The following is a 14,723-nucleotide window of genomic DNA, read 5'->3' as shown; positions in this document are numbered from 1 at the left end:
CAGAGGTGAATATCATGACGAAATTTGCCGGACCGCCCCTCGACGGGCTGAAGCGCAGGATTGCCAATCACCGCAGGGAACGCGAAAGCGCCGGCGGTGAACAGAAACGTGACGGCATGTTCGTGCGCCAGACCTTCTGTCTTGGGCGTGAAGAGGCCCGCGCCAAGGCGCGCGAATGGTTCGACAGCTTTCCCAAGGCCGCCTATTGGACGGAAGTGGAAAGCTGGCGGCAGCTGGAAGGCGATCGCATCGAATTCACCATGCGCAGGCTCCCCTCGGCCGATTGAGTTTCAGAGCGGTTTTGCATTTCCGGGCGGAAAGCCGGGGACCATTTTTCCTGGCTCAGGCGCGCGGTTCGGCATAACGCAGACGGCTTTCGATCAGCACGCCGCTTTCATCCAGAATGGGGTGGGCCACCGTTACGATATGAGCGTTGATGCGCTTCAGATCCCGCAGCATGTCGAGATGCAGCGAGCTGGTCTGCATGCTTTCCGCCAAGCCGTCCCGCAGCCGCTCCAGATGGCGGTTTGAAGACTGTTTTTCGAGGCGGCGTATATCCACCTTGCTTTCCATCAGCCGCCGGGCAAGATCGAAATCGCCGGTGACCAGAATGCTTTGAGCGGCCCGCAGGTTCTCGATGGTCATGTCGAACAGGGTCTTCAGCTCCTCATACCCGTCGTCGGAAAATTTGAAGCTGTTCAGCACCTTCTTGCGGATCTGCTCGCAGATGCCTTTTTCGATGATATCGCCGATATGTTCGAGATTGATCGCATAGTCGATGATGGCGATCGAACGGCGCGCTTCTTCGTCGGCAAGTCCCTTGCGCCCCAGTTGCGAAAGATAGACCTTCACCTCCTGCTGACGGCGGTCGACCTTCTTTTCGAGCAGGGAAACTTCCTGAAGCGGCGCCAGATCATTATGCTTGAAGGCATTTTCGGCACGGATCAGCATCCGTTCGATACTATCGCCGACGCTCAAAACCTCGCGGGTGGCGTTGGCAAGCGCGACGACCGGCATATCAAGCGCCTGCTGGTCGAGGAAATTCGGGCCGTCTTCAGCCTTCGGATCGCCCGGCACGAGTTTCGCCATCAGATCGGATATCAAGCCGGAGAAGGGCCAGGCCACCGCCGCCAGAATGACGTTGAAGATGAGATGCGCATCAACAGGCAATTTGGCCGGCGAAAGCGGCAATTGCTGCAAATACGTCGCACCGTAAGAGGCGAGCGGCATGGCGATGAGGCAGCCGATGGTGCGCACCACGAGGTTGCCGATGGTGATGCGCCGCGCGGAGGCCGGGCCGGAAAGTGTGGCGATGACCGGCGGAATGGCGCCACCGAGATTGGCGCCGAGAATGAGAACGATGATGAGCCCGGTGGACAGGGTGCCGGTGGCGGCCAGCGACAGGATCAGCACCACGACGGCGAGGCTGGAGGAGGAGACGAAGGCCAGCACCGCGGAAAAGATCAACGCGACGGGCCATGCACCATCCAGCAGGCCGATGAAGACGCCAAGCGCGGGGGAGGCGCGCATCGGTTCGGTGGCCCCGCTCAAAAGATGCAGCGACAGGAGCATGAGGCCGATGCCGATCACTGCCGTTCCGCCGCCCTGTCTGGCATTGGAACTGCCCTTCTTGAGAATGATGCCTGAAAGGATCAAAAGTGGTGACAGCCATTCCACGCCGGCCGCCACAATCCAGGCGGTGACGGCGGTGCCGACATTGGCGCCAAGCAGCACCACCTGGGCCATGCGCGGTTTGATGAGGTCACGTTCGGCGAAGGAGGCGACTGTGAGTGCCGTTGCCGTCGAGCTTTGAAGTGCGACGGTGGCGAAGAAGCCGGAAAAGAAGGAACGCGGGCCGTTCTGGGTGCCTGTGGCCAGCACGCTTCTGAGTTTCATGCCGAAGGCGCGGGTGACGCCGTCCTTGACCTGCGCCAAGCCGAAAAGCAGCAGCGCGACCGCGCCGAGAAGGTTGACGATGACAATGGTGGATTGCATTCTACGTCTCCTCACACCCGCCGGCGGATTGTTCCGGCGAGGGTGGTTTTTAATTGCCCGGCTAATCAGTATAGGAGCGTGAACGCGTCCGGTACAGGCCATGTTGCGACAGTTTCGCGATGAAACCGGTCAATTTTCATATTTGCCTGAAAAAATGGCTGCAAAGATGGCAGGTCAGGCCCATTCCGTCTGACGCAGGACCTCGCCGGTGATCATCGCCGCCGACATGGCGACGTTGATGGAGCGTTGTCCGGGCACCATGGGGATGATGATTCGCTCGTCCGCCTTTTCATGCACATGGTCAGGCACGCCGGCACTTTCCCGGCCGAAGAGCAGGATATCATCGGTGCGGTAGCTGATATCAGTATAGGGCAGGGCGGCCTTGGTGGAGGCGAGAACGAGGCGGCGGCCGGTGGTTGCACGCCATTCCTCGAAGCGATCCCAGCTGACATGGCGCGTCAGCGCCGCCGCGGCAATATAATCCATGCCCGCCCGTTTCAGATTGCGGTCGGAAATATCGAAGCCGGCCGGCTCGATGATATCGACGCCGAGGCCAAGGCAGGCGGCCAATCGCAGGATGGTGCCGGTATTGCCGGGAATATCGGGCTGATAAAGGGCTATTCTGATTTCAGGCATGGTTTTCTCATGGCGATTGGAGTGCCTGCCCGATTATCACGGGCGGCGGGCGGGCAACAGATGCGGCACAAAAAGTCCCTTTCCGGTGCCGTTGCCGGCCGGATATTCATTCGCGTGACACACAGGGCGGCTACCCATTCACCAGCACATCGTCAGGCCTGCCCGCAACATCGGACATGGCCGTTACGATATCTTTTCGAGCCGGATTTTCTGCACGCAACAACAGGAGGACGCCATGTCCGAACGGGTGAATTTTGTCCATCTGACTGATCTGCATATCGGCAATCCGCAGGTGCAGGATGATGATCTTTATTCCGAGACGTCGGCCACGCTGTCCGCCACGCTTACGCAGATCAAGGCGCTGGTGCCGCCGCCGGAATTCATCGTTGTCAGCGGCGATCTGACCAACCGGGGCGATGCCGGCAGCTATGAAGAACTCAAGCGCCTGATAGCTGAGGCGGAACTGGATGTGCCGGTGCTTTTCGCGCTTGGCAATCATGATCGTCGCGACGGTTTTTATCCCGTCATGCTTGGCCGTCACGAAGATCTGGACGCACCCTACGACCATTCGCAGGTGATTTCGGATATCCATGTCATCGTCATGGATACCAGCGTTCCCGGCAAGGTCGGTGGCGCTTTCGAGCCCGGCCAGATCGAATGGCTCGAGGAGGAACTCGAAAACCATCCCGATCTGCCGAAGCTTCTGGTGATGCACCATGCGCCGGCGCTCGATTTCGACCGTCCCGACGCCGAGTGGGAGTCCCTGTCCTTCGACGATACCGAGGCGCTGGACGAAGTGTTGTTTGAACACGACGTCATGGGCATTCTGGCGGGCCATATCCATTATGATCGCATGTCACACTGGCAGGGTATTCCCGTTGTCGTCGGCATCGGCCAGCATTTCGCGACCGACCCGTTGTGGCTGCATGAGGGTGTGCGCATGCTGTCAGGTGCATCTTTCGCCATCGGCACGGTGCGGGATACCGGTCTGACCGTCACCTTCGCACCGCAGCCCAGCGACCGTCGGGAACTCAAGCGTCATACGCAGGCCGGCATGGTTGAGCTCGTCACGGAATATGAGAGCGGGCAGGCGCAGGACGCAGCGGAATAAGGCGACATATTCAGGTTAAGTGATGGGCGGAAACCTTTGCGGGTAAATCCGCCCATTTTGCACTGTTCGACACAATCGGGAGTTTTCTGGCGCATCCAGTATCTTTCCGACTGGTCATTGATTAATTTTTGCGCTACAAGGCCACATCTTCAACACCAGCTAGGGAGGTTCTCATGGATATTTACGTTCGCTTTCGCCTCCCGGCCCCAGTAGTGCCGCTGCTGGCTTAGGTGTTACTCCGCGGTTTGACCGCGTTTCCCATTTCTCGATTCGTCATGTGGCTGTCACGGCCATATCCAAAGACTTTTCCGTTCCGTCGTGAGCCATATTTGCGTTTGCTCACCTTTCGATGGGGCGATTGATTGCCGGAGCTTGGCCTATGTTTGGCTGGTTTGAAAAACGCCTCGATCCTTTTCCCTCTTCGACGCCGGATGTGCCGCCGAAGAAGCTGTTGCCGTTCCTGTGGCATTATGTGAAGCCCGCATGGCCATGGCTGCTGCTGCTTGGCCTGATGTCCATGGGCATCGCCATTGCCGAAGCCATGCTCTACAAATTCCTCGGCAACATCGTCGACTGGCTTTCCACGGCCGATCGCGCGACGTTTTTCGCCGATGAGGGCTGGCATCTGATCGTCATGGCCGGACTGGTGCTCGTGGTGCTGCCGCTGATGGGCGCCGTCCACACCATGACAATGCACCAGACGCTTGCCGGCAATTTCGGCATGATTGCGCGCTGGAAGATGCACCGTTTCCTGCTGCGCCATTCCATGAACTTTTTCGCCAACGAGTTTGCGGGCCGGGTTTCGACCAAGGTGATGCAGACGGCGCTGGCGATCCGCGAAGTGGCGCTGAAGGTGATCGACGTCTTCGTTTATGCCATCAGCTTCGTCGTCTCGATGCTGTTCATGGTGGCGGCGGCCGACTGGCGGCTGGTCATCCCGCTTCTGGCATGGCTCGGCATCTATATGTGCATTCTTGCCTATTTCGTGCCGAAACTCGGCCGGCTGGCGCAGGAGCAGGCCGATGCGCGCTCGATGATGACGGGGCGGATCGTCGACAGCTACACCAACATCTCGACGATCAAGCTGTTTTCCCATGCGGGGCGCGAGGAGAGATATGCGCGTGAGGGTATGAATGTGTTCCTTGGAACCGTTCACCGCCAGATGCGCAAGATTTCCGGCTTCAATATCCTGATCGATCTCAACAATGCAGTGGTGCTGTTTTCCACGGCGGCGCTCGGTCTTTATTTCTGGATGCAGGGTTCAGTGACGGCCGGTTCGGTCGCCATCGCCATCAGCCTTGCCATGCGCGTCAACGGCATGTCGCAGTGGATCATGTGGGAAGTCACGTCGCTGTTCGAAAATATCGGCACGGTCTATGACGGCATGTCGATGATGACGAAACCGCACGATATCGTCGATGTTGCCAAGGCACCGCAGCTTGCGGCACCACAGGGCGCCATCCGTTATGACAATGTCCGCTTCCACTATGGCAAGAACAAGGGCGTGATCGACGGGCTGACGCTCGACATCAAACCGGGTGAGAAGGTCGGTCTCGTCGGCCGCTCGGGCGCTGGCAAGACGACGCTGATGAACCTGCTGCTGCGCTTCTATGATCTGGAAGCGGGCAGGATCACCATTGACGGGCAGGACATTTCCAAGGTGTCGCAGGACAGCCTGCGCGAACTGATCGGCGTGGTGACGCAGGATACGTCGCTGCTGCACCGGTCGATCCGCGACAACATCGCCTATGGCCATCCCGAGGCCACCGACGAGCAGGTAATCGCGGCGGCAAAGCGGGCAAACGCCTGGGATTTCATCGAAACGCTGGTCGACATGCATGGTCGCCAGGGTCTCGATGCCCAGGTGGGCGAACGCGGCGTGAAACTGTCAGGCGGCCAGCGCCAGCGTATCGCGATCGCCCGCGTCTTCCTCAAGAACGCACCGATCCTGGTGCTGGATGAGGCGACCTCGGCGCTCGACAGTGAAGTTGAGGCAGCTATCCAGGAGAACCTGTTCTCGCTGATGGAAGGCAAGACGGTGATTGCGATCGCCCACCGCCTTTCGACGCTGACGGAAATGGACCGGCTCATCATCCTCGACAAGGGCCAGATCGTCGAGGCGGGCAGCCATGCTGAGCTGGTGGCGATGGGCGGTATCTATGCCGATCTGTGGCGGCGCCAGTCCGGCGGTTTCATCGCCGACCACGAGGCGGAGGTGGCCGCGGAATGATGAAAGAGAAAGGGCGGGAGTGATCCCGCCCTTTTTTCAAAGGCCTAACCTCTCTGTCGTCATTCCGGCCTCGAGCCGGAACCCATCCGGCGCGCGTCTGCGTCGTGAAAGAGTCTCCCGCGATCAAGGACTTGATCGCGCTGGACCCCGGATCTAGTCCGGGGTGACGGCGTGCGGGAGCTGTGGATGTGCGAAATTTCTTCGGCTGCATTTAAGAGCGGGCGGAACATTCCCCGCCCTTTTTCATTGTCAAAATGTTACCGAAATATAATCTCTTCCCAAAGGCTCAGCGGCTGTTCCGGCGACGGGAATCCGCCTATATCCGGATGATGGTCATTACGCGCATCTTCGAGTTCTTCGAGAACTGGATTAGGCCCTTCGCCCGCAAGGACGACCTGCGGCCGCCTGAAAACACATTCGCTTTCATCTGGTTTTACATTTCGCAGGCCAAGGCGCCGTTTTTTGCGATGCTGGTGCTGGGCGGGCTGACGGCGGCCATCGAGGCGGCGCTGTTCTGGTTCGTCGGGCGGCTGGTGGATATTCTCTCGACCGTGAAGCCGGAAGAGGGCTGGGCTGGGTTGCTTTCCGCCCATGGTGGCGAACTGGTGGGCATGCTGGTGTTGATCGGCGTCGTGCGTTTCATCGTCACGATGATCACGGCACTGGTGGACCAGCAGATCATCACGCCCGGCTTTTACAATCTGGTGCGCTGGCAGTCCTACATGCATGTGGCGCGGCAATCGCTTTCCTTTTTCCAGAATGATTTTTCCGGCCGCATCGTCACCAAGGTCTGGTCGGGCGGGCAGGCGGCGGGCGATCTCGTCACCTCGCTGATGGAAAGCGTCTGGTTCGTCGGTATTTATTCCGTCTCGATGCTGCTTCTGATCGGTGGGCTGGATTGGCGGCTGGCGGTCGTCGTGCTTGTCTGGGTGCTGATCTTTTCGGCGCTGGCGCGTTATTTCGTGCCGCGCATCCGCTATCATTCCAAAGAGACGGCGGAAGCCGCTTCCATGCTTTCCGGCCGCATGGTGGATGCCTATAGCAATATCCAGACGCTGCGGCTGTTCGGGCGTGACGATGCGAATGACCGTTACATGCGGCAGGGCTTCGACATCTTCCAGAATGCCACCATGACCTTCACCCGGTTCATCACCGGCGTGCGTGCTTCCATGGCGTTGCTGTCGGGCGTGATGATCACCTCCATGGCGGCGCTGTGCATTGATCTTTGGCTGTCCGGCAGGATCAGTTCCGGCGCGGTCGCCTTCACGCTGGCGCTGGTGCTGCGCCTCAACTTCCTGCTCGGCCGCTTGATGACGCAGTTTAACGGCATCATGCGCAATTTCGGCACGGTGCAGAATGCCGCCGAGTTGATCTCGCAACCGATCGGCCTGGTTGACACACCGGATGCGGCGGTGCTGGAGGTCAAGAAGCCGAGTGTCCGATTTGAAAATGTCAGTTTCCACTACGGACGGGCGAATGGCGTCATCGACAATCTCAATCTGGAGATCCAGGCGGGCGAGAAAGTCGGCATCGTCGGACGCTCCGGCGCGGGCAAATCCACACTCGTCAACCTGCTCCTGCGGTTTTATGACGTTGAGAAAGGCCATATCCTCATCGACGGGCAGGATATTGCCAAAGTGACCCAGGAATCGCTGCGCGCCCATATCGGCATGGTCACGCAGGATACATCGCTGTTGCACCGCTCCATCCGCGACAACATCATGTTCGGCCGCATGGATGCCACCGAAGCGCAGTTGCGGGAAGCGACGCGCAGGGCCAAGGCGGATGATTTCATCGAGAGGCTGGAAGATCAGCGCGGCCGGACCGGTTTCGACGCCCATGTTGGCGAACGCGGCGTGAAACTCTCCGGCGGCCAGCGGCAGCGCATCGCCATCGCCCGTGTGATGCTGAAGGATGCGCCGATCCTCGTGCTCGACGAGGCGACCTCGGCGCTCGATTCGGAGGTGGAGGCGGCGATCCAGAGCAATCTGGATGAGTTGATGCAGGGCAAAACGGTGCTCGCCATCGCTCACCGGTTATCGACGATCGCGGCGCTGGACCGGCTGATCGTGATGGATCAGGGTCGCATCGTCGAACAGGGCAGCCATTCCGATCTGGTCTCCCAGGGCGGACTTTATTCGGAGCTTTGGGCACGGCAATCGGGTGGTTTTCTCGCTGCCGAGGAAGCGGCCCAATAAAGACGCGCGCTATTTTCCGATCATGAAATCCGCCATCAGTCCGTAATGATTGGAACCCAGACTGTCGGGCAGGCGGGTCGTCTTCATCAGTGTTGCCGGCGCGCGGGCGAAGATGTGGTCTATGGCGATGCCGAAGCGGCCGGCTTCCGTCGGCCAGGTGGCGGGTTCCCAGGTCGCTTTCTTCAGCTCGTTGGCGGAAAGGAAAGCGCGCATGTCGGGGGCGATGCTCGCCGAATTGAAGTCTCCCGCCAGAATGAGCGGACCGGTGACGCGAAAGAGAATTTCGCTGACCTCATCCAGCTCATCGCGGTGATAATCGTCGAAATAGGGTTTGGTGATGTGCCCGGCGGCAAGCGTCAGTTCCGTGCCGTCGACATCGACGCTGGCGATTGCAAAACGGTCGCGGCGTAGATCGCTTAGGCTGTGGAAACGGCCTTCCAGCAACGGTCGCTTCGACAGGATCAAAAGGTCGCAGGTCGGTGTTCCCGAATAACAGCCAAGCCTGTGGGGATAGGTTTGCTCAAGCCGTGGCAGAGCCGATTGCAGCGCCGCCGCCTCGAACAGATAGACCGCATCCGCGCCTGATTCGAGAATGGTGTCGGCAATCGCATCCGCGTTGGCGGCATTGTCCATCAGCACGTTGAAGGACAAAAGCCGGAAGGGCCTCGCATCCGGTGGCGGATTGGCGGATGTGGAGAATTCCATCAGCATGGCGATGGCGTGGATGGCAAGCGCCAGCGACCAGACCACGAGCAGGGCGGAAACCGCATCGCGCGTCACCCAAAAGACGAGGCACGACAACAGGATACAGACAATGGCGATGTGGAGCTGGAAACTTGTGACGAAGGCGAGAAGCCAGAAATCCGTCACATAACGCAGGCTGGCGATGAAAAGAACGGCAGCCACCACGGTGGAGACCATGCAAGCGAGCTTCGCCGTCATCCGAATCCCTGCTTTCCAAGCTCTCCCTGCGCGTCTCGTACCATGGGGCACAGGCGGGCACAATGTTGCCCGCCTGCCAAGGCTCGGGAAAAATGCGAAACAAATCGGCCCCCTCAGGCAGAATTACGGCAGCTTTGTGTGCTTTGCTCTTGCCAAGTCAGTCAATATTTTGCGATCAAACACAATGACGCGGTTTCTTTATGCCGCAGTTGTGTCCAGGACGATGGGACGGAGTTTGTCCTGGATCAAATCATAGCGGGAGGACTCATGCGATTTACGGCAAAAACAGCGCAGAGGATGGTGTAGCGGTGAGCGAGCACGTAACCAATCACGACGCCTCGGGTGAACCGACCCGTCGCGATTTTCTTTATCTAGTAACCGGAATGACGGGCGCCGTTGGCGCTGCTGCAGTCGCATGGCCTTTCATCGACCAGATGCGTCCCGATGCATCGACGCTGGCGCTCGCTTCCATCGAAGTGAATGTCGCGGCGGTCGAGCCGGGCATGTCGCTTACCGTGAAGTGGCGCGGCAAGCCGATTTTCATCCGCAACCGCACGGAAAAGGAAATCGATGAAGCCAAGGCGGTCGCTCTCGGCGATCTCAAGGATCCGGTGGCACGCAATGCCAATATCGCCGTCGACGCCCAGGCGACGGATATTGACCGTTCGGCCGGTGAGGGCAAGGAGAACTGGATAGTCATGATCGGTTCCTGCACCCATCTCGGTTGCGTTCCGCTCGGCCAGGCCGGCGATTTCGGCGGGTGGTTCTGTCCCTGCCATGGCTCGCACTACGATACGGCGGGCCGCATTCGTAAGGGTCCGGCGCCGCAGAACCTCGCCATCCCGACATTTGCATTCACATCCGATACCGTGATCAAGATCGGATAAGGGGACAGATATTCATGAGTGGCCATTCCAGTTATCAGCCGTCCACCGGCATCGAAAGGTGGATCGATTCGCGGCTTCCCTTGCCGCGCTTGATCTATGACAGCTTCGTTGCCTATCCTGTCCCGCGTAACCTGAACTACGCCTACACCTTCGGTGCGATGCTTTCCGTCATGCTGATCGTGCAGATCCTCACCGGCGTCGTGCTTGCCATGCATTATGCCGCTGAAACGACGGTTGCCTTCAATTCCGTCGAAAAGATCATGCGTGACGTCAACCACGGCTGGCTGCTGCGTTATATGCACGCCAACGGCGCGTCGTTCTTCTTCATCGCGGTCTATCTGCACATTGCCCGTGGTCTTTATTACGGGTCCTACAAGGCGCCGCGCGAAATCCTCTGGATCCTCGGCTGCGTGATCTATCTGCTGATGATGGCGACGGGCTTCATGGGCTACGTCCTTCCCTGGGGTCAGATGTCCTTCTGGGGTGCGACCGTCATCACCGGCTTCTTCACGGCTTTCCCGCTGATTGGTGAATGGATCCAGCAGTTCCTGCTCGGCGGCTTTGCGGTCGACAATCCGACACTCAACCGCTTCTTTGCGCTGCATTACCTGCTGCCCTTCATGATCGCGGGTGTCGTCATCCTGCATATCTGGGCGCTGCATGTGACCGGCCAGACCAACCCGACCGGCGTGGAAGTGAAGAGCAAGACCGATACGGTCCCCTTCACGCCCTATGCGACGTTGAAGGATGCGCTCGGCGTTTCGGTGTTCCTCATCGCCTATGCCTGGTTCATCTTCTACATGCCGAACTTCCTCGGCCACCCTGATAACTACATCATGGCGGATCCGCTGAAGACGCCGGCGCATATCGTGCCGGAATGGTATTACCTGCCGTTCTACGCGATGCTGCGCGCCATCACCTTCAATATCGGGCCGATCGATTCCAAGCTCGGTGGCGTTCTCGTGATGTTCGGCGCGATCATCGTGCTGTTCTTCCTGCCCTGGCTCGATACGTCGAAGGTTCGCTCCGCCGTCTATCGTCCGTGGTACAAATTGTTCTTCTGGATTTTCGTGGTCAACGCCATCCTGCTCGGCTGGCTGGGTTCACGTCCTGCGGAAGGCCTCTATGTCGTCATGTCGCAGATCGGCACGCTGTACTATTTCGGGTTCTTCCTCGTCATCATGCCGATCCTCGGTCTGGTCGAAACGCCGCGGCGTATTCCGAATTCCATTACCGAGGCCGTTCTTGAAAAGAACGCCGCCAAGAAGGGTGCCGCGCCAGCGGCCGCCCAGATCTGAGCGCGAAGGAAGGATGACGACAATGAAGACGCTTCTCACGAGCATCGCGCTCATCGCCGCCATTGGCTGTTCCTCCGCCGCATTCGCGGCCGAGGAGAGCCATGACCTTGCCACCAAGACCGAACATGCGGTTGCCGGCGGTCACTTCCCGGTCATCAAGCCCGAGGAGCAGAGCTGGTCCTTTGCCGGACCTTTCGGCAAATACGACAAGGGCCAGCTGCAGCGCGGTCTCAAGGTCTATAAGGAAGTCTGCTCCGCCTGCCATTCGATGAGCCTTGTTTCCTTCCGCACGCTGGGAGATCTCGGTTATTCGGAAGATCAGGTGAAGGCTTTCGCTGCCGAATATGAAGTGCAGGACGGCCCGAACGCCGATGGCGAAATGTATAGCCGCAAGGCCGTGCCTTCCGATCATTTCCCTTCGCCGTTCCCGAACCACGAGGCGGCAGCCGCCGCCAATGGTGGGGCCGCACCGCCTGATATGTCGCTGCTTGCCAAGGCGCGCGGTGTTGAACGCGGGTTCCCGCAATTCATCATCGACATGATCCCGATCATCGGCGGTTACCAGGAAGGCGGCCCGGATTACATCCATGCGCTGCTGACCGGATATCAGGATGCACCGGCCGGTGTTGAAGTGTCGGAAGGCACGCATTTCAACCCGTATTTCGTCAGCGCCGTGGCGCTGAAGATGGCGCCGCCGATCAGCGCTGATCAGGTGACCTATGATGACGGTGCACCGCAGACGGTGGACCAATATTCCAAGGACGTCTCCGCCTTCCTGATGTGGGCTGCGGAGCCGCATCTGGAACAGCGCAAGCGCACTGGTTTCATGGTCATGGTGTTCCTGTTCATCTTCACGGCACTGATCTATCTGACCAAGAAATCGATCTACGCCAACAAGGAACATTGAGCCGGTTTCAAGCGGCTGCAATCAACGGCCCCCACGGTTTCCGTGGGGGTTTTTTTGTGGCCTGTCGGACAAGGGCGTTGTCCGATCGCAGCTCACGCGACCCGAAAGTTGAGGTTCAGTACCAACGGAGGAGGGCCGACGGTCGCGGTCCTTTTTTGTTGGTCCACAGCCGGCAAGTTGATAGGGTGGCCCGAACCTTCTGATCCATTCCCATATAAATGGAAATCCCATGACCCTTATCGCTTCGGAGCTTTCCGCTGCCATCCGTTCCATTCCCGACTATCCGAAGCCGGGCATCATCTTCCGGGACATCACCACATTGCTTGGCAATCCGCGGGCTTTCCGCCGGGCGGTGGACGAGCTTGTGCAGCCCTATGCGGGAACGAAGATCGACAAGATCGCCGGCATGGAAGCACGCGGCTTCATTCTGGGCGGGGCGGTTGCGCATCAGCTCTCGGCCGGTTTCGTGCCCATCCGCAAGAAGGGCAAGCTGCCACACACCACGGTGCGGGTCGCCTACAGCCTGGAATATGGCGTGGACGAAATGGAAATGCATGTGGACGCTGTGCAGCCCGGCGAGAAGGTCATTCTGGTCGACGATCTGATCGCGACCGGCGGCACTGCCGAAGGCGCGGTCAAGCTTTTGCGGCAAATGGGCGCGGATATCGTCTCCGCCTGCTTTGTTATCGATCTACCCGATCTCGGTGGCCGCAAGAAGCTGGAGGACCTTGGCGTCGAGGTACGGACGCTGGTGGAGTTTTCCGGCCATTGAGGCAGAAATAACGGTCAGGGCTGCTGCAGCAGCCCGCTCGTTCTGCCGGTTTTTCGCAAGGCAATCCATGTCCAGTGAACGCCCAGAGCTCGGTTCCCGGCCTGAATGGAACCGACCTCCGCTTCCCGGATTAACGTGAAGCCAAGACGGGCGGCCTCGTTTATGGTTTCCGCCGGGGAAATGGCAAAGGCGCGGCGGCCCTCGGGCGCCGGGCCATGACGCAGTGACATGATCAGCAATCCGCCCGTCGCCGTCATCTCGGAGAGGCTTTCCATCGCAGCGCGTCTTGCATCGTGATGAATGTGGTGCCAGACGCCGCACAGGGCAACCAGATCGAAGGTGCCATAGTGACGAGCCTTTGTCAGTGCGGGCAAGGTGTCATCCAGCCAGGTTATTTTCTCCGATGAATGTAACTGCATGCCGGGTTCACGAAGCTCTCCGACCGGCTCGACGGCGAGAACCTCATGGCCCTGCGCGGCAAACCATGCGGCGTCGCGGCCGGTGCCGCTGCCAATATCTGCAATCCGGGAGGGTGCCGTCGGCAGCAGGTCGATGACGGGTGCGTAAACTGCCCCGCAGTCGAGATTTTCGAACCTGGAAATCAGGTCGGGCGTTGCTGCCTCGGCATAACCCTTGAGAATATCATCCATATTTACCGGCCCGCCGCGATTCCTGCTGAAGGGTATCGCGGCGGAGTGATATGGGCCAGTGCCTATTCGAACTCCAGAACCCCGCTGCGGAAGGTCAGCACCGTTTCTCCCGACTGGTTCACACCTTCGTTGAAGGTGGTGTTGAGCCAGACGCCGGCGCGGGATTCCAGCGGGCGGGTATCGAGCAGGGTGACGAAATAGGTCACATCATCACCGGCAAACACCGGCTTCTTCCATTTGAGCTCTCGAAACCCCGGGGAGGGGCCGAGCCGCGGTGGCTCAATGCCCTGCTGCTTCAGCCTTTTGACCTCTTTTGCCCAATGGGACAGGAAACACTTCATCCAGCCCGCGCCCGTGTGCCAGCCGGAAGCGCAGAGGCCGCCGAAAACGCTGTTTCTGGCGGCATCGGCATCGAGGTGGAACGGCTGCGGATCAAAATCGCGGGCGAAGCGAATGATGTCTTCGGCGGAAAAATGCAGCGTGTCGAGGGTGACGCGCTCGCCGATCGGGGATAATTCTGCCAGTCTCATGCTGCAAGGCCTCCGTCTGCCCGCATCAGGAACATTACGGTGTTTTCGCCCTGCGCGACCAGAATACCGCGCTGATTGTAAAGCTCATGGCGGAATTTCACGAGGCCGATGCCAGCGCGCGACGCGGAAGGGCGCTGTTCCAGAACGATGGATTTTCCCGAAAGCGTATCTCCGGCCAGAACCGGCTTTTTCCAGTCGACGTAATCGATCCCGGGGCTGCCCTGCGAGGTTGAACTGGCAATATAGCTGTCTGCCATCATCCGCATCAGCAGGCTGCAGGTGTGCCAGCCTGATGCCGCCAGCCTGCCGAGAATGCTCTGGCGGCCGGCTTCTTCGGAAAGATGCATGGGTTGCGGGTCGAATTCGCTGGCGAAAGCAATGATCTGCTCTGCGGAAATCGATTGCGGTCCGAGGGGAAATTCCCGTCCAACGGAAAAATCCTCATAGGTGTAAATCGCGACCGGCGTCATGGCGTCCTCCCTTCGCACAGTCAAGGTCGGCGCATCTAAGATGATTTTTCCCTTTACGTAAAGGTCAAATCGAAGGTGTGATGCGAGGGAGGGATGG

14 protein-coding genes are annotated in these 14,723 nt (G+C 59.3%); 8 read left to right on the top strand and 6 right to left on the bottom strand.

The features are described 5' to 3' along the window. Positions 1-14 precede the first annotated feature (14 nt). Entirely contained in the window at positions 15-287 is a 273-nt protein-coding gene (locus PL640_RS13215; protein ID WP_142840385.1) for a hypothetical protein, read from the top strand. Between the two features lie 55 nt (positions 288-342). On the opposite strand, the gene PL640_RS13210 is transcribed toward PL640_RS13215, so the two are convergent. Continuing rightward, entirely contained in the window at positions 343-1,995 is a 1,653-nt protein-coding gene (locus PL640_RS13210) for a Na/Pi cotransporter family protein (protein WP_271362237.1), read from the bottom strand. 174 nt (positions 1,996-2,169) lie between these two features. Then, the gene (locus PL640_RS13205; protein WP_142840383.1) at positions 2,170-2,631 is read right to left on the bottom strand and encodes a tRNA (cytidine(34)-2'-O)-methyltransferase; all 462 of its coding nucleotides are present in this window, start codon (positions 2,629-2,631) and stop codon (positions 2,170-2,172) included. Positions 2,632-2,866: 235 nt separating this feature from the next. Here PL640_RS13205 and PL640_RS13200 point away from each other — a divergent pair, with 235 nt between their 5' ends. The 3 genes from PL640_RS13200 (at position 2,867) to PL640_RS13190 (ending at position 8,170) form a co-directional block, all read left to right on the top strand. Continuing rightward, positions 2,867-3,742, top strand: a complete 876-nt coding sequence (locus PL640_RS13200) for a phosphodiesterase (RefSeq protein ID WP_271362236.1) — start codon at positions 2,867-2,869, stop codon at positions 3,740-3,742. A gap of 379 nt (positions 3,743-4,121) precedes the next feature. Then, the gene (locus PL640_RS13195) at positions 4,122-5,972 is read left to right on the top strand and encodes an ABC transporter ATP-binding protein (RefSeq protein ID WP_142840381.1); all 1,851 of its coding nucleotides are present in this window, start codon (positions 4,122-4,124) and stop codon (positions 5,970-5,972) included. Between the two features lie 329 nt (positions 5,973-6,301). Further along, the gene (locus PL640_RS13190; RefSeq protein ID WP_271362421.1) at positions 6,302-8,170 is read left to right on the top strand and encodes an ABC transporter ATP-binding protein; all 1,869 of its coding nucleotides are present in this window, start codon (positions 6,302-6,304) and stop codon (positions 8,168-8,170) included. Between the two features lie 9 nt (positions 8,171-8,179). Here the strand turns inward: PL640_RS13190 and PL640_RS13185 are convergent, their stop codons facing one another. Next, positions 8,180-9,112, bottom strand: a complete 933-nt coding sequence (locus tag PL640_RS13185) for an endonuclease/exonuclease/phosphatase family protein (protein ID WP_271362235.1) — start codon at positions 9,110-9,112, stop codon at positions 8,180-8,182. A 308-nt stretch (positions 9,113-9,420) separates the two neighbouring features. On the opposite strand from PL640_RS13185, the gene petA reads away from it, so the two are divergent. The 4 genes from petA to PL640_RS13165 all read left to right on the top strand — a co-directional run bounded on the left by petA (position 9,421) and on the right by PL640_RS13165 (position 12,976). Then, the gene (petA, locus tag PL640_RS13180; RefSeq protein WP_142840379.1) at positions 9,421-9,999 is read left to right on the top strand and encodes a ubiquinol-cytochrome c reductase iron-sulfur subunit; all 579 of its coding nucleotides are present in this window, start codon (positions 9,421-9,423) and stop codon (positions 9,997-9,999) included. 14 nt (positions 10,000-10,013) lie between these two features. Next, complete coding sequence (locus PL640_RS13175) at positions 10,014-11,297, top strand: cytochrome b (RefSeq protein WP_137084964.1); 1,284 nt, start codon at positions 10,014-10,016, stop codon at positions 11,295-11,297. A gap of 22 nt (positions 11,298-11,319) precedes the next feature. After that, on the top strand, positions 11,320-12,204 hold the full coding sequence (locus tag PL640_RS13170) for a cytochrome c1 (RefSeq protein WP_142840378.1): 885 nt from the start codon (positions 11,320-11,322) through the stop codon (positions 12,202-12,204). A gap of 229 nt (positions 12,205-12,433) precedes the next feature. Beyond that, positions 12,434-12,976 carry an adenine phosphoribosyltransferase gene (locus PL640_RS13165; RefSeq protein WP_046797952.1) on the top strand — a complete coding sequence of 181 codons (543 nt, stop codon included), beginning with the start codon at positions 12,434-12,436 and terminating at the stop codon, positions 12,974-12,976. Positions 12,977-12,990: 14 nt separating this feature from the next. Here the strand turns inward: PL640_RS13165 and PL640_RS13160 are convergent, their stop codons facing one another. The 3 genes from PL640_RS13160 to PL640_RS13150 all read right to left on the bottom strand — a co-directional run bounded on the left by PL640_RS13160 (position 12,991) and on the right by PL640_RS13150 (position 14,626). Continuing rightward, complete coding sequence (locus tag PL640_RS13160; RefSeq protein WP_271362234.1) at positions 12,991-13,626, bottom strand: class I SAM-dependent methyltransferase; 636 nt, start codon at positions 13,624-13,626, stop codon at positions 12,991-12,993. Between the two features lie 62 nt (positions 13,627-13,688). Then, positions 13,689-14,156, bottom strand: a complete 468-nt coding sequence (locus PL640_RS13155) for a MaoC family dehydratase (protein ID WP_269702088.1) — start codon at positions 14,154-14,156, stop codon at positions 13,689-13,691. Next, on the bottom strand, positions 14,153-14,626 hold the full coding sequence (locus PL640_RS13150) for a MaoC family dehydratase (protein WP_271362233.1): 474 nt from the start codon (positions 14,624-14,626) through the stop codon (positions 14,153-14,155). Before PL640_RS13150 ends, PL640_RS13155 begins: the two co-directional genes overlap by 4 nt. Positions 14,627-14,723 lie beyond the last annotated feature (97 nt).

The organism is Agrobacterium sp. ST15.16.024, assembly GCF_027956545.1.
Lineage (GTDB): Bacteria > Pseudomonadota > Alphaproteobacteria > Rhizobiales > Rhizobiaceae > Agrobacterium > Agrobacterium cucumeris.
Note: the sequence above shows the minus strand (reverse complement) of the source record. Positions and strands in the feature narration are given on the sequence as shown.